Here is a 25,343-nt window from a genome sequence, read left to right on the forward strand (position 1 = left end):
TCCGTCCCGAGGAGCCATATGGATGGATGTCCGAGAGGCCGAAGGAGCACGATTGGAAATCGTGTAGGCGGGGTAGACCCGTCTCGTGGGTTCAAATCCCACTCCATCCGCCATCATGGCCCGTTGGTGAAGCGGTTTAACACAGCAGCCTTTCACGCTGTCATACAGGGGTTCGAATCCCCTACGGGTCACCTATACACCCAACTCGTTGTTGGGGTTCCCGCAAAGTGCTCGGTGTTGCTGCAACGCAATCTCTTCCCTTTGCGGGGGACTTTGGAGGCTTAGCTCAGCTGGGAGAGCATCTGCCTTACAAGCAGAGGGTCGGCGGTTCGATCCCGTCAGCCTCCACCACTTATCAGATCATCTAAATCGTCGCGGGATGGAGCAGCTCGGTAGCTCGTCGGGCTCATAACCCGAAGGTCGCAGGTTCAAATCCTGCTCCCGCAACCAAACTTTTTCCTAAAGAAATGGGAGTACCTGTAGGTGCAACCAATTATGGAGCTGTGGTGAAGTTGGAGTTCACGCCGGTCTGTCACACCGGAGGTCGCGGGTTCGAGTCCCGTCAGCTCCGCCATTTTTCAAAGTATAAATGGCAGGCAAAGCAGAATGTACATACGGCTCGGTAGCTCAGTCGGTAGAGCAGAGGACTGAAAATCCTCGTGTCGGCGGTTCGATTCCGTCCCGAGCCACCATGTGTAGGGGCATAGTTTAACGGTAGAACGAAGGTCTCCAAAACCTTTGGTGTGGGTTCGATTCCTACTGCCCCTGCCAATTCAGAAGCAATGCTAATATGGCGGTCGTGGCGAAGTGGTTAACGCACCGGATTGTGGCTCCGGCACTCGTGGGTTCAAGTCCCATCGATCGCCCCATAGTTTCAAAGTTGGGGATTACTTATTGGGGTATAGCCAAGCGGTAAGGCAACGGACTTTGACTCCGTCATTCCTAGGTTCGAATCCTAGTACCCCAGCCATTTAGATGCGGACGTAGCTCAATTGGTAGAGCGTCGCCTTGCCAAGGCGAAGGTCGCGGGTTCGAGACCCGTCGTCCGCTCCATTCAATCACTTTTTATACGCGGAGGCATAGCCAAGTGGTAAGGCACGGGTCTGCAAAACCCTTATCCCCGGTTCGAATCCGGGTGCCTCCTCCAATTTAATTGCCGGTGTGGCGGAATGGCAGACGCGCGCGACTCAAAATCGTGTGGGAAACCGTGGGGGTTCAAGTCCCTTCACCGGCACCATTTCTGAAATGAAACTCTAGGGATCATCCATCCTTAGAGTTATTTTGTTTGTTGAGAGCAAGACGTTAATCAATATGTACTTCGACTTATGAATGCGCCATTCTTTTTCCAAAGAAGCACTGGTATACTATACGAATCTTGATTGAAATCGCGTTGACAAAATCCGGCGGGAAAAGCACTGACCGGAAGCGACTGTTTTCCAATCTATTAGAAAGCGAAAAGCAACGCAAAAAGGAGGCCAACTGTTGATTCGACGATTTTTCTCCTACTACCGTCCTTATAAATGGTTGTTTGTGCTTGATTTTAGCTGCGCAATCATCGCTGGCTTGCTGGAGCTGGCGTTTCCGGTAGCGGTAAATGCTTTTATCGACGATTTGCTGCCGGGCGGGAAGTGGGGCACGATTTTGTGGGCTTCGCTTGGACTGCTCGCTCTGTATGCCTTGAACACCTCGCTCATGTACATCGTCAACTATTGGGGGCATATGCTCGGCATCAACATCGAGACGGATATGCGGCGCAAGCTGTTTGCACATATGCAGAAGCTGTCGTTCCGCTATTTTGACAATACGAAAACGGGGCACTTGATCGGCCGCTTGACCAATGACTTGAACATGATTGGCGAGATGGCGCACCACGGACCGGAGGATTTGTTCATCGCCGTCATGACGCTTGTCGGGTCGTTTGCGCTCATGCTGTCCATCAACTGGCAGCTTGCGGTCATCACGTTTATTATTGTGCCAATCATCATTTGGATCGTCGTTTACTTCAACAAGAAAATGACCCAGGCGATCCACCAACTGTACCGCGATATTGGCGACTTTAACGCGCGTATTGAAGACAGCGTGGGCGGCATCCGTGTCGTCAAGGCGTTTTCCAACGAGAAGCACGAAGAAGCGCAATTTGCCGTCAACAACGGACGTTTTCGCCTGACCAAGCTCAGTTCCTACAAGCTGATTGCCAAAAATGGCTCGATCAGCTATATGATGATGCGATTTGTCACGTTGTTCGTCATGGTTTGCGGCACCTGGTTCGTTATACGTGAGCAGCTTACGTACGGAGAGTTTGTCGGCTTTTTGCTGCTGACAAACGTGTTTTTCCGACCAATTGAGAAGATCAACGCAATTGTGGAAAGTTATCCACAAGGTTTTGCTGGCTTCAAACGCTATACGGAATTGCTGGACACAGAGCCGGATGTGGCAGATGCTCCGGACGCGGTGGAAATGCAGCCGTTTCAGCGAGAAATTCGCTTCGATCGGGTTTCCTTCAGCTATGACGGAGAGAAAAAAGTGCTCGATCAGGTCGATCTGGTCATCCGCAAAGGGGAGACGATCGCCTTCGTCGGTCCGTCCGGGGCGGGCAAGACGACGCTGTGCAGCTTGCTGCCGCGGTTCTACGAGGTTGAGAGCGGCTCGATCACTATTGACGGAGTGGACATCCGCCAGGTGACACAAGATTCGTTGCGCCGCCAGATCGGGATTGTGCAGCAGGATGTGTTCCTGTTTGCGGGTACGATTCGCGAAAACATTTTGTATGGAAAACTGGAGGCAAGTGAAGAGGAAATCTGGGAAGCTGCACGGCGAGCGCGCCTTGATGATTTTATCCGCGCGCAGGAGCAAGGCATGGACACAGTGATCGGGGAGCGCGGCGTGAAGCTGTCCGGCGGTCAAAAGCAGCGGCTGGCGATTGCCCGCATGTTCCTGAAAAATCCGCCGATCCTGATTCTCGATGAAGCGACTTCGGCGCTGGACACGGAGACAGAAATGGCGATCCAGCAATCGTTGGCAGAGCTGTCCAAGGGCCGGACGACGCTGGTGATCGCGCACAGGCTGGCGACGATCAAGGATGCAGATCGGATCGTCGTAGTGACGCAGGATGGTATCGTCGAGCAGGGGCATCATCGCGAGCTGGTCGACGCAGGCGGCGTGTACAGCCGTTTGTACCAGGCGCAGTTTGGTGTCCTGCAAGGCTTGGAGGGTGTCAGCAAGCTGTAAGACAATGAAAGAGGCTGTGCAAAAGGGGCATCTCGAAGTCGAAATATCGACTTATGAGACAGCCCCTTTTTAGGTTATCACGTAGTAGTCTGCTGCAAAGATCGCCTGACCAAAAAGCCAGCGTAAAAAGATAAACACGATAAAACGGTGCCGTATCCTATGGAATTGATGCCAAAAACATAATAGGGAAGCTCTTCGCTTAGAAGGAAAAACGGGTCTGCTGGCGATAAATCCCAAAGAATTACCTTTTCATCCCATAATACCGTATGAAGATACAAGAAGCTTCTTTTTGAAAGGAAAAGAATACAATAAGATTGATTCTCAATATCAACAAATGTATGATTGAAGTATGTGACTTTTCGCATGGTTGTTGCTTATGTCAGTGGCTTGTCCAAAAAGGGCAAAGCTACCCGAAATGACCGGAGAGCGACGCTGGCTGAAACTCGTTTCAAGCGATCAAGAACGGGCATATGTACGCACTCGACAACTCGATTGCTGCGGGCGGACTGTTGGGAATTGAGCTTGGGCGAAAACGGGACGCTGATCCAGCAGCCCTGCTAATGCGTGCGTCCATTATGGATTGAGAAAGTAAAGGAGAGGTTCACGGATGACGAACGAAGAATTGTATGACGTCACGATTATCGGTGGAGGGCCTGCTGGGCTTTACGCATCGTTTTACAGCGGTTTGAGAGAAATGAAGACGAAGCTGATCGAGTATCAGCCAAGGCTGGGCGGAAAAGTCCACGTCTATCCGGAAAAAATGATCTGGGATGTCGGCGGTCTGACGCCTACATTGGGCGAAAAGCTGATCGAGCAGATCGTTCAGCAAGGGCTAACCTTTGATCCAACCGTCGTTTTGGGGCAAAAGGTAGAGCGGATCGAGCGGGACGAAACAGGCGTGTTTGTCCTGCATACGTCGACAGGAGAGCAGCATTACAGCAAAACGGTCATTTTGGCAATTGGCGGGGGGATTTTGGAGCCGCAGCGAATTGACTTGGAGGGTGCCGAAAAGTTCGAGGTATCCAATCTTAGCTATACCGTCAAGTCACTGCGACGGTTTAAAGACAAAACCGTCATCATCTCGGGCGGCGGAAACTCTGCGGTCGACTGGGCAAACGAGCTGGAGCCAATCGCCAAAAAAGTGTATTTGACTTATCGAAAAGAAGCGCTGTCCGGGCATGAAGCACAAGTAACGCAATTGCTGAACAGTTCGGCAACATGCTTTTTCAACACAACCATTACCAAACTGATTGCGTCCTCCAACCAGGAAAAAGTCGAACGGGTGGAACTGACGAACCACCTGACAGGAGAAGTGCAGGAACTGGCGGTTGACGAAGTGATTATCAATCATGGCTACGAGCGTGACAGATCGCTTCTGGAAAACAGCCAGGTGAAGCTGGAAATGGCGAATGAATACTTCCTGGCCGTCAAGCCAAACGGCGCTACATCCGAGCCGGGGATTTTTGCCGCGGGAGACATCATCTCGCACGAAGGAAAAGTGCATTTGATTGCCGGAGCTTTTAACGACGCTGCAAATGCGGTCAACCAGGCCAAGCTGTACATACAGCCGGACGCACAAGCCGGCGGGATGGTTTCGTCCCACAATGAACTTTTCCAGAGCCGCAACCGCGAGCTGATTAAACAAATGTTAAAATAGTTTTTTCATACAGTGGTGCCGTATTGGCGGCCGGAGTGTAAGGGGTAGGAAATTCTCGCAGAGTATTTCTTGCCCCTTTGCATGTTTGCCAAAAAACAGGATGATGATATTCTTGACTGGAGGCATTTGGTTGCCTAGCTCACGATTGATTGGCGGCAAGAAAACGAGGTGGATTGTTTTGAAGTACGGATTGGACGGCAGGCCTCCGGTGGGCACGAGTATACTCTCTGCCCTGCAATGGATGATCGTAGCTGTCTCCAGCAGTGTTGCTGTTCCGCTGATGATTGGAGACGTGTATGGGTTACAGCCGGATGAGATGAGCAATTTGATGCAGCAGACGATCTTTTTCATCGGGCTGGCTTCGTTTTTGCAAGTATGGATCGGACACCGCTATCCGATGCTGGAAGGTCCGGCCGGGTTATGGTGGGGCATTTTTATCATTTTGGCGCAGCTTGGGGCGAGTGCCGGGCTCAAGCCGCGTGAGATCGGGCAATCGTTTCAGCTCGGGATGGCGCTGGCTGGTCTGTTGTTTGTCGGCTTTGGCATGCTGGGCTGGATCGGCAAGCTGCAAAGATGGTTTACACCGATCGTATCCGGCACGTACATGATTTTGCTGGCGATTTCTTTGTGCAGCAATATTTTGACCGGAATGCTAGGGATTGGCTTTCAGCATTCCACAGAGGTGCAGCCGGGCGTAGCGCTTGTTTCCGTGGGGATTGTGGCGCTGGTCGTCTGGATCATGCGGACGAAGCGCTTTTCCAGCTTTGCTGTCCTGTTTGGCATGGTTGGTGGCTGGGTGCTTTACGCGTTGCTGGGCTGGACAGAGACTGTGCGGCCTGCGGAGCAACTGTTTTCGTGGCCGAGCGTCTTTTTTTGGGGAACGCCGCGCTGGGACTGGGGCGTCGTCCTGACGAGCATGCTGACCGGATTTGTCCTGCTGACGAACCTGGTGACAAGCATGGTCGTGATGGGCAAAGCGACGAATACAGTGCCGACCGATTCCCAGTACAACCGTGGCGGGGTGTTTACAGGCGTGTCCCACCTGCTTTCCGGTGTGAGCGGCGTCGTGGGGATGATCCCGCTGTCGTTGGCTGCTGCGGTGATCCAGACGACACGTATAGCGGCGCGTTTGCCCTTTATGCTCGCGATGGTCGGGATGATGCTGATCGGTCTGCTGCCGACCGTCGCTCATTTTCTGGCGGCATTGCCGACTCCGGTTGCCTATGCGGCAATGTTCATCTCGTACACGCAACTTCTCGGATTCGGCTTGAAAGATTACGCGACCGTAAAAATGGATGAGCGGGCCATTACGATTGGGGGAAGCTCGCTTTTGATCGGGATTGGCGTCATGTTTGTTCCGGCAGCCGCCTGGCAGAAGCTGCCTGCCTTGGTCAGCTTCCTGCTCGGAAACGGTTTGCTGCTCGGGGTCATCGTCTGTTTGCTCTTGGAGCACGTTGTTTTTCGCAAGCCAACTGACAGCAAGACACAAAAAGACGGCCACGCTGCATGACGGGCCGTCTTTTCATTAAGGCGAGACGATGGCGGTGTGAGTCAGCTCGCCGCCGTTGATTTCGGTAAACATGCGGCCTACGGAGCCGATGATTTCGTCCTTTTTTTCAGCGGAAAGCTGCTCGTGGAAAAAGATGACTTGCAGCAGGTCCCGGCTTTCCTCGGTCACACAAGTGCGCCTGGAATCGACAATCGGACTGCCGAAGGCCCCTTTGTCATCTGCGAGCAGCAGCTTTCCTGCCATGTGGACCTCGCGACCGTTCAATCCTTCGTACACGTCTGTTTCCCGGCCCAGACGGCAGGTGACGTCGCCTGTCAGATGCTGCTGATCGTAAATGCCGAAGGGAAGCGCGTGCAGGACGGAGAAGAAGTTGTTGACGTCTACGGCGCTGTTGATCCAGAAAAAAGGATTGCCCTGCAACAGACGGCGCAGCAGTGCCTCCGAGGAAGGTCGGTAGCGGGAAGGTTCGATCCCCGCTTTTTTGAAAGCGGCGCGCCATTCGCGGATGCCTTCAATCTCGGCCAGGCGGGACAGTTCGTGCTCCAGGCGCAAGTTTTCTACAAAATAGTTGATGCGGCCTTTCAGCATTTTGGGCGAATCGCTGACAGAGGCGCCGCTGTACTGCAAAATGCCAAGGGAAAAGGCGGGAAGGCGCTCGGTCACGGTAGAGTCGAGCTGCACGTTCATATGAATCACTCCTATTATGTAAAAAATGGCTTGCGAAGGATGTTTTTCGCCAAAACATGGAACAGGAAACAATTCTCAAGTAGTATAGCAAAATATTTTTGTGGAAGCGACTAAGCTTCGATACAATAGAAGCAGCAGAGGAGGTTTCCAAAGACAATGACAATGCGTGAAGTACAGATATATACAGACGGCGCCTGCTCTGGCAATCCCGGTCCCGGCGGCTGGGGTGCTGTCCTGATGTACGGCCAGCACATCAAGGAGATGTCCGGTGCCGAGCCGCATACGACGAACAACCGCATGGAGCTGCTCGCGCCGATCAAGGCGCTGTCCATCTTGAAGGAGCCTTGCAAGGTGACTTTGTACAGCGACAGCGCGTACCTGGTCAACTGCTTCAAGCAGGGCTGGTACAAGGGCTGGCTGAAAAACGGCTGGAAAAACAGCAAAGGCCAGCAGGTAGAAAATCAGGATTTGTGGAAAGAGCTGCTTCGGCTGATGGAGATTCATCAAGTAGAGTACGTCAAGGTAAAAGGGCACGCCGACAACAAGTGGAACAACCGCTGTGACGAGCTGGCGACGGGAGCGATCAAACAACTGTGATGGACGGACAAGACTTGCGCTATTGGGAGCAGACGAAGCAGTCCATCATTCATTACGCCAAGGAGATCGGCATCGACAAGATCGGCTTTGCCAGCGCCGACCCTTTTTTGACGCTCAAGGAACGACTGATCGAGCACCGGGAAAAGGGATACGAGTCAGGCTTTGAGGAGCCGGATCTGGAAAAGCGGACAAATCCCGGCTTGTTGCTGGAGGGTGCCCGTTCCTTGATTTCGATTGCGCTCGCGTACCCGTCCAGGCTGGAGAATCCGCCCAAGTCCGAGCCTGGCGCGTACCGGGGCATTTTGTGCCGGGCTGCCTGGGGCGTCGATTACCACCATGTGCTGCGCGACAAGCTGGACAAGCTCGGCAAATTCATTCAGGAGCTGGAGCCGGGAGCCAAAATCGAGTCGATGGTAGACACGGGAGCGCTGTCTGATCGTGCCGTCGCCGAGCGGGCGGGCGTCGGATTCGTCGGCAAAAACTGTGCCTTGATTACGCCAGAGTTCGGCTCGTGGGTCTACCTGGGCGAGCTTTTGACGAATTTGCCGTTGCCAGCCGACCAACCGATTGAAGAAGGCTGCGGCGATTGCAACATATGCGTAGATGCCTGTCCGACCGGGGCGCTTGTGCAGGGAGGCCAGCTCAATGCCCAGCGCTGCGTAGCGTTTTTGACCCAGGTAAAAGATTTCATGCCAGATGAATTTAGAGGGAAAATCGGCAATCGGCTGTACGGCTGTGATACTTGCCAAACCGTCTGCCCGAAAAACCGCCGGATCAACTTCAACCATCATCCCGAGTTTCAGCCTGATCCCGAGATTGCCAAGCCGCTTTTGATCCCACTGTTGGAGATGAGCAACAAGGAATTCAAGGAAAAGTTCGGCCTGTCTTCCTCATCGTGGCGCGGCAAAAAGCCGATTCAGCGCAACGCGATTCTGGCGCTGGCCCACTTCAAGGATCGCACCGCTGTGCCCCATCTCGCCCGCCTGCTTGCAAACGATCCCCGCCCGGTCATTCGCGGCACAGCCGCCTGGGCGCTGGGGAAAATCGGGGGAGCTGATGCAGAAGCGGCACTCGTGAGTGCACAGGAGACGGAGCAGGTGGCAGAGGTGCAGGCTGAGATTGCGAAAGGGATGAAGCTGCTGGCGGAGCAAGGAGCGCAGGGGAAGCAGCGGGAGCCGCAGGAGCCTGCAAAACAGCAGAGACAGCAGGAGCAGCTTTAGTTGAGCGCTGACTATCTTGCGGAAAGTGGAATCGCTGCGGCGGGCTGGACTGGCCTTTTGCGAAGGCGTAGGCGGTTTGGAGGCGATTCGGATGCGATTCGGATGCGTTTCGGCAAAGCGGCTGGTGCTTCGGCTATGACAAGGCTGGTTGCGATAGGAAAAATCCAGGCGAGAAGGAGGATGAACGATGGCAAAGGAAATAGGCTATGCCACAATGGAATCGCCGATTGGACCGCTGCTGCTCGCTTCGACGGAAGAGGGTTTGTGCTATATCGACTTTGCGGATGAGGAAGAAGGACTGCCGAATCTCGTTCGCTGGTGCCAAAAGACGCTTCCCGGGGTCACTCCGGTAAAAAACGAAGCCGTCAACGAGCAGGCCAAGCTGCAGCTTGTGCAATATTTTGCCGGTGAACGAACGGAGTTTGATGTTCCGACCGTCCTGTACGGCACTCCTTTTCAAAAAACGGTATGGAATGAGCTGACGAATATACCATTCGGGGAAACCCGTTCCTACAAAGATATTGCTATCGCCATCGGAACGCCTAAAGCGGTCCGGGCGATTGGCGGGGCGAACAACCGCAATCCGATCCCCGTGATTATTCCTTGCCACCGGGTTGTCGGCTCAAACGGTGCGCTTGTCGGTTACGGGGGCGGGCTGTCCATCAAACAATATTTGCTGGCACACGAAGAGGGGCCGCTTTTTGCCAATGCCACCTCGAACCAGGCTGTCCGCTAGCCGGATGGCTTTTCCTTCTTCTGAATGCGCTGTCCTTGACATATTCTGTTCGTGAGATGCCAGGTGAGCTCGTTGGATAGGTGTTGAGCATACACCGCGAGGCGAGCAGGCGGAGAACATGACATGTCCAGGCAGAGAACGCTGGGGAGAGGGGGAGCGGCGGATGGAATGGCGTGCGTTTGTTCAACGGTACTTCGATGCCGTGCATCAGTCCATTCTGGATGGACAATATGAACGGCTATTGCCTTTTTATCTGGAGCAAAAAATGTCGCTGCAGCAAGAGTGGGCTCGCATCAATCGTGCCCATCGGCAAATGCGCAAGCGAGGAGCTAGGCTGCACGGAGTGAGCGGCCAGGTCAAGCCCGTCTGTTGGCTGGAGACAGATGCTGCGATTGACATCACGGTAGTCTGGACGGGAAAGAGCCAGTATCTTTTGAAAAACAAACGGTATGAAGAGGCGAGCCGGAGGATGATTCAGCTTCGTTTGGACAAAGCGGCTGGCCAGTGGAGGATTGTCGGCACAAGGGAGCAGCAAGGGGACGGGAAAAGCGAGAGTGTAGAGGAAATGGAGCGGCAAAGTACGGCGGCGGTCACAGCGGTTGAAGATGCGGTTTCGCAGCCATTGCTCGTCGTCCACGGCGCAGGCGGCTATCGGGCGGACAAAGCAGTCGCCTATGCAGAGCGTTACTGGAATACGACCAATCCCGCTTACCCGCGCTTTACCGATGATTGTACCAACTTTATTTCACAATGCCTGTACGCTGGAGGAATCCCGATGCTGATGTCCAAGGACAGGGGCAAAGGCTGGTGGATTCGCACCGGAAAAAGCGCGGACTGGAGCTATAGCTGGACGGTCGCGCACAGCTTGTACCTGCTGCTGAAATCAGGCGGGCCGCCGATGCGCGCAATCGCCAAGAAGTCTGCGGCCGAGCTGGTTCCGGGCGACATCATCTGCTACGACTTCAACGGCGACGGACGTTTTCAGCACAATACGATTGTGGTCACGTTGGACGCAAATGGGATGCCGCTTGTCAACGCCCACACGACAGACAGCAGCATGCGTTACTGGGCGTATGAGGACTCGACAGCCTATACGCCGAGCATTCGCTATGCGTTTTTTCATATTCGTGGCATGTAGGGGGCCGTAAAATGCAGCGGCTTTGCGGATGACTGTCGGCAGATCATCTCAGCGAAACTCCCTTGCACCAGTGGCTACAGGTTGGGGGCAACAGCCTAGCCGCTTGTTGCCGACACTGGCCTGGTGGTCATGGCGCGGTTGGTTTATGTATAATAGAAGAGGTTTGAAGGATTCAAGTTCGTCATATACAAGGAGTTTTGCTGAGATGCCGTTACATATTGTTTTGCACGAGCCGCTCATTCCTGCCAACACGGGGAATATCGCCCGTTCCTGTGCAGCGACAGGCGCTCATTTGCATCTGATTCACCCGCTTGGCTTTTCGACAGAGGATCGTTATTTGAAGCGGGCTGGTCTCGATTATTGGCACGCGGTGAACATTCACCATCACGAGAGCTTCGAGCATTTTGCCGCGGCGCAGGGAGAGGGAGCAGGCACGTTTTACTTCGTGGAGACGTGGGGCGAAAAGCTGTATACGGAAGTTTCCTTTCGCGATGGTGACTACATTATCTTGGGCAAGGAGACGACCGGTTTACCGAAGGAGCTGACGGACAGGTACCGGGAACAGACGATTCGCATCCCGATGAGCGGAGCCACCCGTTCCGTCAATTTGTCCAACTGTGCGGCGATTGTTTTGTTTGAAGGCTTGCGGCAGCTGGGTTTTCCGGGGCTTGGATAAGGCATGTTGAACGGCGCTTCCGGTTGCGAGAGCAACAAGCAGGGCGTCGATGGAAAAGGGAGAGAACGCAAATGACTGTGAACACGATCCTGTTTGATCTGGACGGAACGCTCCTGGAGATGCAGACTGAGCATTTTGTCAAAAGCTATTTGGTAGAGGTTGGCCGCCATGTCGGGGACAAGTACGATTCGGAGAAGCTTCTGAAGCTGATTTGGGATGCAACCAAGGCGATGATTATGAGCCAGGAGCCGGAAAAGACGAATGAACAGGTGTTTATCGAGTATTTCACCGCTCACAGCGAATGGGATCGTGAAGAAGTTTGGCCATTGTTCGATTCCTTTTACCGCGACGTGTTTCCGACGCTTTCGCATTTGGCCTATCCGTCGCCTTGGGGCAAAAAAATTGTGGAAGCGGCAAAAGCGCAAGGCTATCGGGTCGCGGTTGCCACCAATCCGGTTTTTCCGCGTGACGCCATTTTCCATCGGCTCGCCTGGATCGGGTTGAGCGCAGACGATTTTGAGTTGGTCACGGTTTATGAGGAGTCTCATTATACGAAGCCGAATCCCGGCTATTTTCTGGAGATTTGTCAAAAGCTTGGCGTGGAACCGACGGACTGCATCATGATCGGCAATCACATGCAGGAGGACATGGTCGCGTCGAAGCTGGGGATGAAGACGTATCTCGTCACCAACTGGATGGAAGACCGCGGCGAGCCGCAGTATCCGGTCGATCAGCGAGGCTCTTTGGAGGAATTGTACCAGGCGATTACAGAGCGGACAGGCGTGTTTGCAACAGAATAAATCGCGTTCCACAAGAAAAGCGCAGCGAAAAAAGCAGGTTGCCCGTAACAGGCAGCCTGCTTTTTTCCTGGGAGCGCTGTGCTGAAACCAGCAAATGGCTCTTTAGCTTGTCCTTACAGATTCCAGGTTTTGTCCTCGTTGTAGCCCGCTGTCAGAATGAAGAACAGAAAAGCTGCGAAGACCAACGCTACGATAAACGTACCCATGTTGGACAGCTCCTTTCGTAAACAAACTACTCCCATTATAGCGTAGCCTGCCCACTTTGCAAACGCTGTAATCAGCAACATGCCGCGCTCGCTGGTAAACGAAGACAGCGCGTACGGTTTCCGTAATTTTTTCCCTACTGCAAAATGAAGATTGGCTGTGCGAAAGAACATTGGCCGCTCGTGCATGATTTTTGTGGCAAGATTGCTGAAACTTGTGCTCATGTCTCGCATACACATATGTAAAGGCTTGAAGAGCCTGTTGGCAACCGGAGGAAACGGGTTCCACGCGCGAATGCGTGACCGCAGGCAGACATATACATGAGAGTACACTGTCGTTAGGGAAGAGAGAGGGGCTTATGAGGGAGGAGTGTCGAACATGGACATTTTAAAACGGATCGCTGAGCACCGGGCCCGAGAAGAAAACCTGATGTGGAGAGGGACTTTTGCCGAGTACCTCGAACTTGTACGCAAAAATCCGCAAATTGCCCAGACGGCTCATTCACGCGTCTACAACATGATTAAAAGCGCTGGTGTCGAAGAAAATGAGGATGGCACACGCTCGTATCAATTTTTCAGCCGGGAAATTTTCGGGCTGGATCGTTCCATTGAGCGTCTGGTTGAAGAGTATTTTCATTCTGCAGCACGTCGCCTGGACGTCCGCAAGCGCATTTTGCTCTTGATGGGGCCTGTCAGCGGCGGTAAATCCACGATTGTCACGATGCTCAAACGAGGTCTCGAGGAGTATTCCCGCACGGACGAAGGCGCCATCTACGCGCTGGAGGGCTGCCCCATGCAGGAAGAGCCCCTGCATTTGATCCCCCATGAGCTGCGTCCGGAAGTGGAGGAAGAGCTGGGCGTCAAAATCGAGGGAGAGCTTACTCCTTACAACCGTATGAGATTGGAAACGGAGTTTGGCGGCCGCATTGAAGATTTCCCGGTCTGCCGTATTCTTTTCTCCGAAGCGAACCGCGTTGGAATTGGTACATTCAGCCCCTCCGATCCCAAGTCGCAGGACATTGCCGATTTGACTGGCAGCATTGACTTTTCCACGATCACCAAGTACGGTTCCGAGTCCGATCCCCGCGCCTATCGTTTTGACGGGGAGCTGAACAAAGCAAACCGCGGCTTGATGGAGTTCCAGGAAATGCTCAAGTGCGACGAAAAGTTTCTCTGGCATCTTTTGTCACTCACACAGGAAGGAAACTTCAAGGCAGGCCGATTTGCCTTGATCTCTGCGGATGAGCTGATTGTGGCTCACACGAACGAATCCGAGTACAAAGCCTTCATTGCCAACAAGAAAAACGAAGCGTTGCAGTCCAGGATTATCGTCATGCCGATTCCGTACAACCTGCGCGTCAGCGACGAGGAAAAAATTTATGCGAAATTAATCAAGCAATCCGATCTCGGACATGTGCATATTGCGCCGCATGCCCTGCGGTCAGCCGCCATTTTCTCTATTCTTACCCGTTTGAAGGAATCGAAAAAGCAAGGCGCCGATTTGCTCAAAAAAATGCGCCTGTACGATGGCGAATCGGTGGAAGGCTTCAAGGGTGCAGATTTGGAAGAGCTGCGCAACGAGCATGCTGATGAGGGCATGAGCGGAATCGACCCGCGCTATGTCATCAACCGCATCTCCAGTGCGCTGATCCGCCGCGACACCGAGTGCATCAATGCGCTGGACATTCTCCGCGCCTTGAAGGAAGGCTTCGACCAGCATCCGTCGATTACGAAGGAGCAGCGGGAGCGTTACATGAACTTCATCTCCAGCGCCCGCAAGGAATACGACGAGCTGGCGAAAAAAGAAGTGCAAAAAGCGTTTGTCTACAGCTACGAAGAGTCTGCGAAAACGCTCATGGATAACTACCTCGACAACGTCGAAGCGTTTTGCAATATGAATAAGATTCGGGACCCCGTCACTGGCGAGGAGATGGACCCGGATGAGCGCCTGATGCGTTCCATCGAGGAGCAGATCGGTATTTCGGAAAACGCCAAGCGGGCATTCCGCGAAGAAATTCTCATCCGCATCTCGGCCTACGCCCGCAAAGGGAAGCGTTTTGACTACAGCACACACGACCGTCTGCGGGAAGCGATCGAGAAAAAGCTGTTCGCCGACCTCAAGGACGTCGTCAAGATCACGACCTCAAACAAAACGCCGGATGAGCATCAGTTGAAAAAAATCAACGAGGTGACAAAGCGCCTCATCGAAGAGCACAACTATTGCCCGGTTTGCGCCAATGAGCTGCTCCGTTACGTGGGAAGCCTTCTGAACAGGTAAAAGCAGTTCACGCAGCCTGACAACAGCGCACCTATGCTTTATCCGTTACACCATATCCGGCGCAGATTGCGCCAGTTGCTAGGAGGAGACGGCATGGAAGATGCACCATCGTTCATTGTCTCCCGGGAAGACTGGTCGCTGCACCGCAAAGGGTACCAGGACCAAAATCGACACCAGGAAAAAGTGAAGGAAGCGATCAAAAAAAACCTGCCCGATCTCATCAGCGAAGAAAATATCATCATGTCAAACGGGCGGGAAGTTATCAAGATCCCTATTCGCTCCCTGGATGAATACCGATTGCGTTTCAACTTCCAAAAGGGAAAGCATGGTGGTCAAGGCAAAGGCAACAGCAAGGTAGGAGATGTCATCGCGAGAGACGGCGATCAGGCAAAAGGGCCGGGCAAAGGCCAGGGGGCCGGAGATCAGCCGGGAGTGGATTACTACGAGGCAGAAATCAGCGTCGAGGAATTGGAGGAGATGCTGTTCGCCGAGTTGGAACTGCCAAACTTGCAGCGCAAGGACGAGGACCAGATTGTCATTGAAGAGATCCGCTTCAACGACGTCCGCAAAAAAGGACTGATAGGCAACATCGACAAAAAGCGGACCTTGATCGCCGCCATCCGTCGCAACGCCCTCGCCGGATACAGCGATCTGGAGCTGGGCATCTCGGATGAAGACCTGCGGTTCAAGACGTGGGATGAGGTCATCAAGCCGCATTCGAATGCTGTCATTATTGCGATGATGGATACCTCGGGGTCGATGGGCGTCTTCGAAAAGTACATCGCCCGCAGCTTTTTCTTCTGGATGGTTCGTTTCCTGCGCACGAAGTACGAAAAAGTAGAGATCGTCTTTATCGCGCACCATACAGATGCGAAAGAAGTGACCGAGGAAACCTTTTTCTCGAAAGGCGAGAGCGGGGGAACGATTTGTTCCTCCGCCTACAGAAAAGCACTGGAGATCATCGACAGCCGCTACCCGCCGTCTCAGTACAACATTTACCCGTTCCACTTTTCCGACGGCGACAACCTGACATCAGACAACGAGCGTTGCGTGAAGCTGGTCAAAGAGCTTATGGAGAGATGCAACATGTTCGGGTATGGGGAGGTTAACCAGTATAACAGGCATTCTACACTCATGTCAGCGTATCGCCACATCAAAGAGCCGAAATTCATGCACTGCGTGATTCGGGAAAAGGGCGAGGTTTACAAGGCGCTCAGGACGTTTTTTGGGAAGAAGGAAGCGGTGACGTGATGGGGGATTTTGGTTGAAGTGCTAAGGAGATAGTGGTGAGCCGACTTCATCTGGTGACGGATGGGGTTGGCTTTTTTGCGATGCCAGGAAATATATGAAACCGTCAGATCGAGAGCCCCTGAATTGTGTTCAGTTTTGGAAGTCGATAACTGTCAAAGTTTTATTTTATTTTATGAAGCTTATTCAATTCTCCTGCGTCTAAATACATAGAAAAATTCCAACAGCTAAAGAGAGGTCATTATCATGAAGAAAAGCGTTGTAATCAAGTCTGCCCTTATTGCTACTACTATTTTTGCACTGGCGCCACTTACTGCCTGTGCCACGCTCTCCCCTGCAAATGCAACTACATCTGGAACTACACCTGCGACAACTACACAGGTCAGTGCATCGGTACCACAAATGGATGAAAAACAAATCGTGAATCTTGTTACCCAGGCCCGAGATATTTTCTGGAAGGTACAAATGGCTAAAACTACGCAGAAGGCCTTTGAATTTAAGGATATTCCGTACGTATACCTGAACGATGAATTTTCCACCAAGGAAAAAGTCATTGCTGCGTTTGAACAGGTTTATACAAAAGAAGCGAGCCACTTCTACTTTGACCAAGCGGGATTTGAATTGTATCAAGACAAGGTAACGCTTGTCGAAGGAGACTTTGGAAGTCTGCTTGATTGGGAAAAGGCAACAGCGGTGCTCTCCAGCGAACGTCCAAGTGCAAAAACATATCTGCTGACTGTACCTCTTGGGGAAACTGGAGAGAAGCAGGAAGTGTACGTGACTGTAAAACTCGTTCCTGAACTTGGCTGGAGAATTGTCAACTCTCCGAATGATATTCGATAAGGGAATCTCAATACTCCACTAAGGTGGGGTATTTTTTGTTTTAGGGGGAGCAGCATGGGAAGGGAGGTGCACGAGCGATAGAGTAACCGTAGATACATTTAGATCATCTACTTTGGGCAGCGGCGGCCTGATGAAACTGAAGGCGCACAGCCGTGTGAGGACTATGCCAGAGTGGTCATGAAGATGAGATTACTTCAAAAATGATATGTGTGGGGGTTAGTTATAGTTTTAAAGAAGGCATCATCTGAGGGGCTTGGAGATTGTCAAATTGCAGCGGATCTAACGACTCAGTTGTAGAGTCTCGTTACAAGCTTGTCTGAGTACAAGATGACTTCTGAAGAGTCGGTACTTGAGGGCTTTTTGTCCTTGTTAAATAAAGTGCCAAAGCTTGTGAATAAGCTTCCAGTGGGAGGAGACGACTCTCGTCACCTAAGACACACGCACTGTAAAGTCGTTGAACCTATAGTTCATAAATAATTATACTGGATGTAACTCGATTTGAAAAACATAAAGTCCTTTTAAATAAATAATTGATTCCGTCAGCTACTATGTTGTATAATATCCAAAAAAAGGAGGTTCTGACATGAAGAAATATCGTTACAGACGTTTTACTTATGAATTCAAGTGGGGAGTTTTAAAGCAATGTCTTGACGGAATGTCTATTTTCGAAGTTGCTAAAAAGTACGGAGTGACAGAAGAAGATATACAGAAATGGATTCGGCAGAGTGGAATTAGGGACTTGCTGCAATCAAGTAAAAAGCCAGAAGAAAGAATCCGTCAACTGAAAAGAGCCTATCAGAGAGAGAGGCAGGAAAAGAAAAACTTAATAAAGCTACTGCTGAAGATGGGAAAATAAAACTGCAAAGCGAATTGTCTAAATGTTCAACCAAAACAGCCTAGTCTATATTACATTAAGTATACTAGCTGATTTGGGAGTATTCAATGATAACTCGATAGGTGCTCTTTATGCTAAAAGTCAAGGTAGTTCTGCTTGTTGGAGTTATCGCTATACGCTCAAACCTCAAACAACCAAAAGAAACGAAATTGTACGACCTTCATTGCTATCAAAAAGGAAAATCACTTACAATAAACACTAGAAATATACAACTTTTTACAAATCATAAGCAGGAGGCACCCGTCATGGCAATCCGTAGCATAAAACTCAAGCTGAAAACCAACACAGGCCCGGAAGCACAAAACCTCCGAAAAGGAATCTGGCGGACGCATCGGCTGTTAAATGAAGGCGTCGCCTATTATATGAATATGCTGTTGCTCTTTCGCCAGGAAAGCACGGATAAAAAGACAAAACAAGAAATACACGAAGAATTGATTCGTCATATACGCGCACAGCAACAACGAAATCACGCGGACGAAAAAACGCAAGCGCTTCCATTGGAAAAAGCACTCGAAGCCTTGCGAAAGCTATATGAGCTGCTTGTTCCTTCCTCGGTTGGGCAAAGTGGCGACTCCCAGATCATTAGCCGAAAATTCCTCAGCCCGCTAGTCGATCCGAACAGCGAAGGCGGCAAGGGCACGTCAAAGGCAGGAGCAAAGCCCGCTTGGCAAAAGAAAAAAGAAGCGAACGACCCGACTTGGAAACAAGATTACGAAAAATGGAAAAAAAGACGCGAAGAAGACCCGACAGCTTCTGTGATTACGACGCTGGAGGAATACGGCATTCGACCGCTTTTTCCTCTGTACACAAACACCGTAGCAGAGATCGCATGGCTGCCACTTAAGTCCGGTCAGTTTGTGCGAACATGGGACAGAGATATGTTTCAGCAAGCGATTGAAGGGATGCTCAGTTGGGAGAGCTGGAACAGACGCGTCCAGGAAGAGTATGCCAAGCTGGAAGGCAAGATGGCTCAACTCAACGAGCAGCTCGAAGGTGGTGAGGAATGGATTCGCCTGCTCGAACAGTACGAAGAAAAAAGAGAGCAGGAGCTCAGGGAAAACATGACCGCTGCCAATGACAAGTTTCGGATTACCAAGCGGCAAATGAAAGGCTGGAAAGAGCTGTACGAGGTATGGTCCACCTTTCTTCCCAGTGCCAGCCAAGAGCAATATAAAGAGGCGATCAAGCGTGTGCAGCAGCGGCTGAGAGGAAAATTTGGGGATTTTCATTTCTTCCAGTATCTCTCGGAAGAGGAAAATCGCTTGATCTGGAAGGGAAACCCGCAGCGCATCCATTATTTTGTCGCACGCAACGAATTGACAAAAAAGCTGGAGAAAGCCAAGCAAAGCGCCAGGCGGACATTGCCCGATGCCAATAAGCATCCATTGTGGGTGCGTTACGATGCACGGGGAGGAAATTTGCAAGACTATTACTTGACGGCTGAATCGGACAAACCGCGAAGCAGACGTTTTGTGACGTTTAGTCAGTTGATCTGGCCAAGCGAATCGGGATGGCTGGAAAAGAAAGACGTCCAGGCCGAGCTTGCTTTATCCAGGCAATTTTACCAGCAGGTGACGTTCCTGAAAAACGACAAAGGAAAGCAGGAAATCGAGTTTAAGGATAAAGGTTCGGGCACGACCTTTAGCGGACACTTGGGAGGAGCAAAGCTGCAACTGGAGCGCAGCGTATTGGAGAATAAGGAAAGAAAATTCGAGGAAGGGGAGATTGGCAAGGCCTACCTTAACGTTGCCATTGATTTCAAGCCTTTGCAAGAAGTGAAAAATGGCCGCGTACAAGCGCCGTATGGACAAGTGCTGCAACTCATTCGCCTGCCCAATGCGTTTCCCAAGGTCAGAACCTATAAATCAGAGGAACTTGTTGAGTGGATCAAAGCATCGCCGCAACACTTATCCGGAGTGGAGTCGCTGGCATCCGGTTTTCGTGTCATGAGTATAGACCTTGGGCTGCGCGCTGCTGCGGCGACATCAATTTTTTCTGTCGAAGAGAGCAGTGACAAGAATGCGACTAAATTAGCTTACTGGATTGAAGGCACACCTTTGGTTGCTGTCCATCAGCGAAGCTACATGCTCAGGCTGCCTGGTGAACAGGTAGAACAACATGTGTGGGAAAAACGGGACGAGCGGGGAGACCAGCATAAGCGGGTGAGGTTTCAAATCAGAAGACTCGCTGAAATCATCCGTTTGGCTAATAAGCAGTATGGGGATCGCTGGGATGAACTCAACAGGCTGGACGAAGCGGTTAGCAAGGAAAAATCGCCACTCGATCAAGCAGATCGGACATTCTGGGAAGGAATTGTCAGCGACTTGACAACTGCTTTGCCTTTGAACGATGCAGACTGGACAGAAGCGGTGGTACAAATACACCGAAAAGCAGAGTTGTACGTCGGGAAAGTTGTCCAGGCATGGCGCAAACGTTTTAATGCCGACGAGCGAAAAGGCATCGCGGGTCTGAGCATGTGGAGCATAGAAGAGTTGGATGGCTTGCGCAAGCTGTTGATTTCCTGGAGCCGCAGGACGAGGAATCCGCAGGAGGTCAATCGCTTTGAGCCAGAGCATACCGGCCACAAGCGCTTGTTGACCCATATCCAAAACGTAAAAAAGGATCGGCTGAAGCAGGTCAGTCACGCCATCGTCATGACGGCTTTGGGGTATATTTACGACGAGAAAAAACAAAAGTGGTGTGCCAAATACCCGGCTTGTCAGGTCATTTTGTTTGAAAACCTAAGCCAGTACCGCTCCAACCTGGATCGCTCGGCCAAAGAAAACTCCACCTTGATGAAGTGGGCGCATCGCAGCATTCCGAAATACGTCCACATGCAGGCGGAGCCGTACGGGATTCAGATTGGGGATGTCCGGGCGGAATATTCCTCTCGTTATTACGCCAAGACAGGAACGCCAGGCATTCGCTGCAAAAAGCTGAGAGAACATGACGTAAAGGGCTGGCGCCTTGACCACTTGAAGAAGAGATTAGTCAACGAACAATTTTTGACGGAAGCGCAGGTGGAACAGCTAAAGGCAGGTGACATCATCCCGGATGACAGCGGAGAACTGTTCATGACCATGACAGACGGAAGCGGGGGCAAAGAGATCGTCTTTCTCCAGGCAGATATTAATGCGGCGCAAAATCTGCAAAAACGTTTTTGGCAGCGGAACAGCGAACTGTTCAAGGTTAGTTGCCGCGTCATCGTCCGCGACGAGGCAGAATATCTCGTTCCCCAGGCAAAAAAGGTGCAGGAAAAGCTGGGCAAAGGGGTTTTTGTGAAAAAATCGGATACCGCCTGGAAAGAGGTATATGTGTGGGACAGCCAGGCCAAGCTGAAAGGTAAAACAACCTTTACAGAAGAGTCTGAGTCGCCCGAACAACTGGAAGACTTGCAGGAGATGATCGAGGAAGCGGAAGAGGCGAAAGGAACATACCGCACACTGTTCCGCGATCCGAGCGGTGTCTTTTTTCCCGATTTTGTCTGGAACACCCCGAAAGACTTTTGGGGCGAGGTGAAAAGGAAGCTGTACGGAAAATTGCGGGAGCGGCTTTTGACGAAGGTTCGGTAAAGGTATGCAAGGAGAGTGAGTGGCTTGTCCTGGATACCTGTCCGCATGCTGAACGAAATTCAGTATTGTGAGCGACTGTACCATATCATGCACGTGCAAGGGCTGTTTGAGGAAAGTGCAGACACAATCGAAGGAGCAGCGCAGCACAGGCGTGCAGAGACACATTTGCGCAAAAGCAAGGCAGCACCGGAAGAGATGTGGGAAGACGCCCCCTTTAGCCTGCAGCTCGGAGACCCTGTCCTTGGCATTACGGGAAAGCTGGATGCGGTCTGTCTGGAAGAAAACAATGAGTGGATTCCGGTGGAAGGAAAGCATTCGGTGTCGCCAGAAGGTGGGCAGAGTTTTACGGTGGGCGCATATACGCTGGACGGTTCTGCCTGGCCCAACGACCAGATCCAATTGTGTGCGCAAGGCTTGCTGCTTCAAGCCAATGGATATGAATCCAGTTATGGCTACCTTTATTACCGCGGCAACAAAAAGAAGGTCCGCATTCCTTTTTCACAGGAACTCATAGCGGCAACCCGCGCCTGCATTCAAAAAGCTCATCAGCTTCGGACAGCAGAAATGCCCCCGCCGTTGCGCGATTCGAACAAGTGCTTTCGTTGCTCGCTAAATTACGTGTGCATGCCTGACGAGACGAATTACATGTTGGGCATTAGTGCAAACATCCGAAAAATTTTGCCTGGTCGTCCAGATGGCGGGGTGCTGTATGTTACCGAGCAGGGGGCCAAGCTTGGCAGAAGCGGAGAAAGCTTGACCATCACTTGCCGGGGAGAAAAGATAGACGAAATCCCGATCAAAGACTTGATTCACGTGAGCTTGATGGGGCATGTGCAATGCTCCACGCAGCTACTGCACACCTTGATGAACTGTGGTGTCCACGTCAGCTACTTGACGACGCATGGCACATTGACGGGAATAACCACGCCCCCTTTATCCAAAAACATTCGGACAAGAGCCAAACAGTTTATCAAATTTCAGCACCCGGAAATCGCCCTTGAAATCGCGCGAAGGGTAGTATATGCAAAAATCTCCAACCAGCGCACGATGCTGCGGCGCAATGGCGCACCAGATAAAGCGACTTTAAAGGAGCTAAAGGAGCTGAGAGATCGAGCGCTGGAGGCGCCATCTATAGAAATCGTGCGAGGGATCGAGGGACGTGCAGCGCAGTTGTACATGCAGTTTTTCCCGACCATGCTAAAGCACCCGGTGGTAGACGGCACTGCGATCATGAACGGTCGCAACCGTCGCCCGCCCAAAGATCCGGTCAATGCGCTGCTCTCCCTTGGCTATACGCTTCTATCCCGGGATGTTTACTCCGCTTGTGCCAATGTCGGACTCGATCCACTGTTCGGCTTTTTCCATACGATGGAGCCGGGCAGGCCAGCTTTGGCACTTGATCTGATGGAGCCGTTCCGCGCCTTGATTGCCGACAGCGTAGCGATCCGTACCTTGAATACCGAGGAACTCACGCTCAAGGACTTTTACTGGGGAAAAGACAGTTGCTATTTGAAAAAGGCGGGAAGGCAAACGTATTTTGCTGCCTATGAAAGACGGATGAACGAGACGTTGACGCATCCGCATTTTGGGTATAAGCTGAGCTACCGCCGTTTGTTGGAGATGGAAGCAAGGTTTTTGGCCCGGTACCTGGACGGAGAGCTGGCGGAATATATGCCGCTCATGACAAGGTAGGAAATGACGATGCGACAATTTGTGCTGGTAAGCTATGATATTGCCGATCAAAAACGCTGGAGAAAAGTATTCAAGCTGATGAAGGGCCAAGGTGAGCATGTCCAGTATTCGGTATTTCTGTGCCAACTCACCGAAATTCAACAAGCCAAGCTAAAAGTAAGCCTGGCTGAGCTGATTCACCATGGAGAAGACCAGGTCATGTTTGTAAAAATTGGTCCTGTGACGAGAGAGAAGCTGGACAAACGGATTTCTACGGTCGGAAGGGAGTTTCTGCCTCGTGATTTGACCAAATTTATCTATTAGGGAACGAGGAAATTCTGTTGTAACAAAAGTGGAAAAGGAGTAAAATAAAGGTGTGAGTCGCACGCTATAGGCTATAAGTCGACTTACATATCCGTGCGTGTGCATTATGGCCTTATCCACAGTGGCTATACCCACGGATAATCACGACTTTCCACTAAACCTTCGAACTTCATTACGCGAGCATCCTCTCAGACCAAAAAAGCTGGGGGATGCTCGAACTCTTTGTGGGAGTAGGGGTTTCTGAGCTTTGTCATCGAAAATACATTCTGTGGAAAAGAGGAATGGCGCATGAAATATGACATGCTCGAAAAACGGTTCTTCAGGGCTTGTGGTTGTAGGGGTTGAAAGGCAAGGAGTTCGAAGGATTAGTGGAAAGTATCGTGATTAGCACCGTGAGGATGCCGAAATATCACGCGCTGAACGTGCTTGTTCGAAGGATTAGTGGAAAGTATCGTGATTAGCACGCCAACCACGCCAGCCTTCCGCAATCGGGCGAGCGCCGTTCGAAGGATTAGTGGAAAGTATCGTGATTAGCACGAGGCGTTTTTGGCGGAGCTGAACGACCTCATTCCGGGTTCGAAGGATTAGTGGAAAGTATCGTGATTAGCACGCATCCACTGGAGCCTTCGTAGCAGTCAGGAAACCTTCGTTCGAAGGATTAGTGGAAAGTATCGTGATTAGCACATGGTAGCCTCCAACTCTTCAGCGCTCGTCAGAACGTTCGAAGGATTAGTGGAAAGTATCGTGATTAGCACGTGTTGCAGTAGTAATAGTTCCGCCACGGCTTCGAGTTCGAAGGATTAGTGGAAAGTATCGTGATTAGCACCATTGACTTTACTTCGACTTCGCGCGATGAGAATGGTTCGAAGGATTAGTGGAAAGTATCGTGATTAGCACCATTGACTTTACTTCGACTTCGCGCGATGAGAATGTTTGTTCGAAGGATTAGTGGAAAGTATCGTGATTAGCACCCAGGATGAGAAAACAGGTAAGCAGATCGCAGGTGCAAAGTGTTCGAAGGATTAGTGGAAAGTATCGTGATTAGCACCAAAGCCTGTGGATAAAGTATCAGTCGAGATCAACGGGTTCGAAGGATTAGTGGAAAGTATCGTGATTAGCACCACAGCCGCTTGATGATCGCACTCGCCGTCATCTTCGTTCGAAGGATTAGTGGAAAGTATCGTGATTAGCACCAAGCAAAACCTTGAAGCATATAAGGTACAAGCTTTGTTCGAAGGATTAGTGGAAAGTATCGTGATTAGCACTTGATTCGTTCGAGATCCCCTTCCACTAACTCTCGTTCGAAGGATTAGTGGAAAGTATCGTGATTAGCACAGCTTTTTACATTGAGGTACGAAGCAATTTCGGACGAAGGTTCGAAGGATTAGTGGAAAGTATCGTGATTAGCACACACTAAAGCGGCAGATTTAATAGCTATCCAATTTCGTTCGAAGGATTAGTGGAAAGTATCGTGATTAGCACAGAGCAGGGTAGGATAGTATCGTGTCGTGTCGTAATAGTTCGAAGGATTAGTGGAAAGTATCGTGATTAGCACGGCGTGCTGCGTCCTGCCGGCTTCGTAGGTTAATCGTTCGAAGGATTAGTGGAAAGTATCGTGATTAGCACTTGCAGCAGCCTGCGGTAGTTTCGCCATCGCCCGAGTTCGAAGGATTAGTGGAAAGTATCGTGATTAGCACAGGACTTGAGACGTCAATTAAGTATGTTGGACTCAGTTCGAAGGATTAGTGGAAAGTATCGTGATTAGCACTACACGGTCGGGAAGGAGAAGGAAGCGCAGGACTTGTTGTTCGAAGGATTAGTGGAAAGTATCGTGATTAGCACAGTTGTTTTCGTTGTCAACGCACTTGCTCCATCTCTCGTTCGAAGGATTAGTGGAAAGTATCGTGATTAGCACTCGACCTGTTAAACGAGACGTACCCGGACCTCGCCGTTCGAAGGATTAGCGAAAAGATTCCGAGAGCGTAAAAAGTTTTGTGTAAATGGTTAAACTTCCCATTAAGGAGATGATCATTTATGCATGACAAAAGAGACATGACGAT

Annotated in this window: 17 protein-coding genes, 12 tRNA genes and 1 CRISPR repeat array; of the genes, 28 read left to right on the forward strand and 1 reads right to left on the reverse strand. The window is 51.2% G+C overall.

Features of this window, described 5'->3' with window-relative positions:
- Nucleotides 1-20: 20 nt before the first annotated feature.
- The 15 genes from EDM57_RS14860 to EDM57_RS14940 all read left to right on the forward strand — a co-directional run bounded on the left by EDM57_RS14860 (nt 21) and on the right by EDM57_RS14940 (nt 6,395).
- Nucleotides 21-113, forward strand: a tRNA-Ser gene (locus tag EDM57_RS14860).
- 4 nt (nt 114-117) lie between these two features.
- Nucleotides 118-191, forward strand: a tRNA-Glu gene (locus EDM57_RS14865).
- Between the two features lie 84 nt (nt 192-275).
- Nucleotides 276-351, forward strand: a tRNA-Val gene (locus tag EDM57_RS14870).
- Nucleotides 352-373: 22 nt separating this feature from the next.
- Nucleotides 374-450: transfer RNA gene (locus EDM57_RS14875), tRNA-Met, on the forward strand.
- A 47-nt stretch (nt 451-497) separates the two neighbouring features.
- Nucleotides 498-574, forward strand: a tRNA-Asp gene (locus EDM57_RS14880).
- A gap of 42 nt (nt 575-616) precedes the next feature.
- Nucleotides 617-692 (forward strand) — tRNA-Phe (locus tag EDM57_RS14885).
- Nucleotides 693-697: 5 nt separating this feature from the next.
- Nucleotides 698-771: transfer RNA gene (locus EDM57_RS14890), tRNA-Trp, on the forward strand.
- Nucleotides 772-793: 22 nt separating this feature from the next.
- Nucleotides 794-869: transfer RNA gene (locus EDM57_RS14895), tRNA-His, on the forward strand.
- 26 nt (nt 870-895) lie between these two features.
- Nucleotides 896-970 (forward strand) — tRNA-Gln (locus tag EDM57_RS14900).
- A 7-nt stretch (nt 971-977) separates the two neighbouring features.
- Nucleotides 978-1,053 (forward strand) — tRNA-Gly (locus EDM57_RS14905).
- Nucleotides 1,054-1,073: 20 nt separating this feature from the next.
- A tRNA-Cys gene (locus tag EDM57_RS14910) sits at nt 1,074-1,147 on the forward strand.
- An 8-nt stretch (nt 1,148-1,155) separates the two neighbouring features.
- Nucleotides 1,156-1,237 (forward strand) — tRNA-Leu (locus tag EDM57_RS14915).
- 245 nt (nt 1,238-1,482) lie between these two features.
- Complete coding sequence (locus EDM57_RS14920; protein ID WP_122905497.1) at nt 1,483-3,228, forward strand: ABC transporter ATP-binding protein; 1,746 nt, start codon at nt 1,483-1,485, stop codon at nt 3,226-3,228.
- A 607-nt stretch (nt 3,229-3,835) separates the two neighbouring features.
- Complete coding sequence (locus tag EDM57_RS14935) at nt 3,836-4,885, forward strand: NAD(P)/FAD-dependent oxidoreductase (RefSeq protein WP_122905499.1); 1,050 nt, start codon at nt 3,836-3,838, stop codon at nt 4,883-4,885.
- A gap of 178 nt (nt 4,886-5,063) precedes the next feature.
- Nucleotides 5,064-6,395, forward strand: coding sequence for a purine/pyrimidine permease (locus EDM57_RS14940; protein ID WP_122905515.1), 1,332 nt, complete (start codon nt 5,064-5,066; stop codon nt 6,393-6,395).
- 15 nt (nt 6,396-6,410) lie between these two features.
- Here the strand turns inward: EDM57_RS14940 and EDM57_RS14945 are convergent, their stop codons facing one another.
- Nucleotides 6,411-7,082, reverse strand: a complete 672-nt coding sequence (locus EDM57_RS14945; RefSeq protein ID WP_122905500.1) for a B3/B4 domain-containing protein — start codon at nt 7,080-7,082, stop codon at nt 6,411-6,413.
- Between the two features lie 156 nt (nt 7,083-7,238).
- On the opposite strand from EDM57_RS14945, the gene rnhA reads away from it, so the two are divergent.
- From rnhA to cas2, 13 genes are all read left to right on the forward strand, one after another.
- Nucleotides 7,239-7,679 carry a ribonuclease HI gene (gene rnhA, locus EDM57_RS14950; RefSeq protein ID WP_122905501.1) on the forward strand — a complete coding sequence of 147 codons (441 nt, stop codon included), beginning with the start codon at nt 7,239-7,241 and terminating at the stop codon, nt 7,677-7,679.
- Nucleotides 7,679-8,899, forward strand: a complete 1,221-nt coding sequence (gene queG / locus EDM57_RS14955) for a tRNA epoxyqueuosine(34) reductase QueG (protein ID WP_122905502.1) — start codon at nt 7,679-7,681, stop codon at nt 8,897-8,899. The genes rnhA and queG overlap by 1 nt, the downstream gene beginning before the upstream one ends.
- A gap of 187 nt (nt 8,900-9,086) precedes the next feature.
- Nucleotides 9,087-9,635 (forward strand): methylated-DNA--[protein]-cysteine S-methyltransferase, encoded by a 549-nt coding sequence (locus EDM57_RS14960; protein ID WP_122905503.1) that lies wholly within the window; start codon nt 9,087-9,089, stop codon nt 9,633-9,635.
- A gap of 163 nt (nt 9,636-9,798) precedes the next feature.
- Entirely contained in the window at nt 9,799-10,773 is a 975-nt protein-coding gene (locus tag EDM57_RS14965) for an amidase domain-containing protein (protein ID WP_122905504.1), read from the forward strand.
- A 205-nt stretch (nt 10,774-10,978) separates the two neighbouring features.
- The gene (trmL, locus tag EDM57_RS14970) at nt 10,979-11,449 is read left to right on the forward strand and encodes a tRNA (uridine(34)/cytosine(34)/5-carboxymethylaminomethyluridine(34)-2'-O)-methyltransferase TrmL (protein WP_122905505.1); all 471 of its coding nucleotides are present in this window, start codon (nt 10,979-10,981) and stop codon (nt 11,447-11,449) included.
- Nucleotides 11,450-11,520: 71 nt separating this feature from the next.
- Nucleotides 11,521-12,249, forward strand: a complete 729-nt coding sequence (locus tag EDM57_RS14975; RefSeq protein ID WP_122905506.1) for an HAD family hydrolase — start codon at nt 11,521-11,523, stop codon at nt 12,247-12,249.
- A 582-nt stretch (nt 12,250-12,831) separates the two neighbouring features.
- Nucleotides 12,832-14,730 (forward strand): PrkA family serine protein kinase, encoded by a 1,899-nt coding sequence (locus tag EDM57_RS14985; protein WP_122905508.1) that lies wholly within the window; start codon nt 12,832-12,834, stop codon nt 14,728-14,730.
- A gap of 93 nt (nt 14,731-14,823) precedes the next feature.
- Complete coding sequence (yhbH, locus tag EDM57_RS14990; protein ID WP_122905509.1) at nt 14,824-15,981, forward strand: sporulation protein YhbH; 1,158 nt, start codon at nt 14,824-14,826, stop codon at nt 15,979-15,981.
- Nucleotides 15,982-16,224: 243 nt separating this feature from the next.
- Complete coding sequence (locus EDM57_RS14995) at nt 16,225-16,821, forward strand: DL-endopeptidase inhibitor IseA family protein (RefSeq protein WP_122905510.1); 597 nt, start codon at nt 16,225-16,227, stop codon at nt 16,819-16,821.
- A gap of 583 nt (nt 16,822-17,404) precedes the next feature.
- Nucleotides 17,405-17,677: a transposase gene (locus EDM57_RS15000; RefSeq protein WP_122905511.1), complete on the forward strand. Its 273-nt coding sequence runs from the start codon at nt 17,405-17,407 to the stop codon at nt 17,675-17,677.
- Nucleotides 17,678-17,961: 284 nt separating this feature from the next.
- Complete coding sequence (gene cas12b, locus EDM57_RS15005; protein ID WP_122905512.1) at nt 17,962-21,288, forward strand: type V CRISPR-associated protein Cas12b; 3,327 nt, start codon at nt 17,962-17,964, stop codon at nt 21,286-21,288.
- Between the two features lie 24 nt (nt 21,289-21,312).
- Nucleotides 21,313-22,980, forward strand: a complete 1,668-nt coding sequence (cas4g/cas1g, locus tag EDM57_RS15010; RefSeq protein WP_122905513.1) for a CRISPR-associated endonuclease Cas4g/Cas1g — start codon at nt 21,313-21,315, stop codon at nt 22,978-22,980.
- A 9-nt stretch (nt 22,981-22,989) separates the two neighbouring features.
- The gene (gene cas2 / locus EDM57_RS15015; protein WP_122905514.1) at nt 22,990-23,283 is read left to right on the forward strand and encodes a CRISPR-associated endonuclease Cas2; all 294 of its coding nucleotides are present in this window, start codon (nt 22,990-22,992) and stop codon (nt 23,281-23,283) included.
- Between the two features lie 355 nt (nt 23,284-23,638).
- A CRISPR array of direct repeats spans nt 23,639-25,198; the repeat unit is 36 nt; unit sequence GTTCGAAGGATTAGTGGAAAGTATCGTGATTAGCAC.
- Nucleotides 25,199-25,343 lie beyond the last annotated feature (145 nt).

The organism is Brevibacillus gelatini, from assembly GCF_003710935.1.
GTDB lineage: Bacteria > Bacillota > Bacilli > Brevibacillales > Brevibacillaceae > Brevibacillus > Brevibacillus gelatini.

What these genes read in the sequence shown, in the direction of transcription:
- EDM57_RS14975 (WP_122905506.1), top strand. Translation starts at nt 11,521, where the DNA reads ATGACTGTGAACACGATCCTGTTTGATCTGGACGGAACGCTCCTGGAG.
- EDM57_RS15000 (WP_122905511.1), top strand. Translation starts at nt 17,405, where the DNA reads ATGAAGAAATATCGTTACAGACGTTTTACTTATGAATTCAAGTGGGGA.
- trmL (WP_122905505.1), top strand. Translation starts at nt 10,979, where the DNA reads ATGCCGTTACATATTGTTTTGCACGAGCCGCTCATTCCTGCCAACACG.
- yhbH (WP_122905509.1), top strand. Translation starts at nt 14,824, where the DNA reads ATGGAAGATGCACCATCGTTCATTGTCTCCCGGGAAGACTGGTCGCTG.
- EDM57_RS14965 (WP_122905504.1), top strand. Translation starts at nt 9,799, where the DNA reads ATGGAATGGCGTGCGTTTGTTCAACGGTACTTCGATGCCGTGCATCAG.
- cas2 (WP_122905514.1), top strand. Translation starts at nt 22,990, where the DNA reads ATGCGACAATTTGTGCTGGTAAGCTATGATATTGCCGATCAAAAACGC.
- cas12b (WP_122905512.1), top strand. Translation starts at nt 17,962, where the DNA reads ATGGCAATCCGTAGCATAAAACTCAAGCTGAAAACCAACACAGGCCCG.
- EDM57_RS14935 (WP_122905499.1), top strand. Translation starts at nt 3,836, where the DNA reads ATGACGAACGAAGAATTGTATGACGTCACGATTATCGGTGGAGGGCCT.
- EDM57_RS14985 (WP_122905508.1), top strand. Translation starts at nt 12,832, where the DNA reads ATGGACATTTTAAAACGGATCGCTGAGCACCGGGCCCGAGAAGAAAAC.
- EDM57_RS14995 (WP_122905510.1), top strand. Translation starts at nt 16,225, where the DNA reads ATGAAGAAAAGCGTTGTAATCAAGTCTGCCCTTATTGCTACTACTATT.
- queG (WP_122905502.1), top strand. Translation starts at nt 7,679, where the DNA reads ATGGACGGACAAGACTTGCGCTATTGGGAGCAGACGAAGCAGTCCATC.
- EDM57_RS14945 (WP_122905500.1), bottom strand. Translation starts at nt 7,082, where the DNA reads ATGAACGTGCAGCTCGACTCTACCGTGACCGAGCGCCTTCCCGCCTTT.
- rnhA (WP_122905501.1), top strand. Translation starts at nt 7,239, where the DNA reads ATGACAATGCGTGAAGTACAGATATATACAGACGGCGCCTGCTCTGGC.
- EDM57_RS14960 (WP_122905503.1), top strand. Translation starts at nt 9,087, where the DNA reads ATGGCAAAGGAAATAGGCTATGCCACAATGGAATCGCCGATTGGACCG.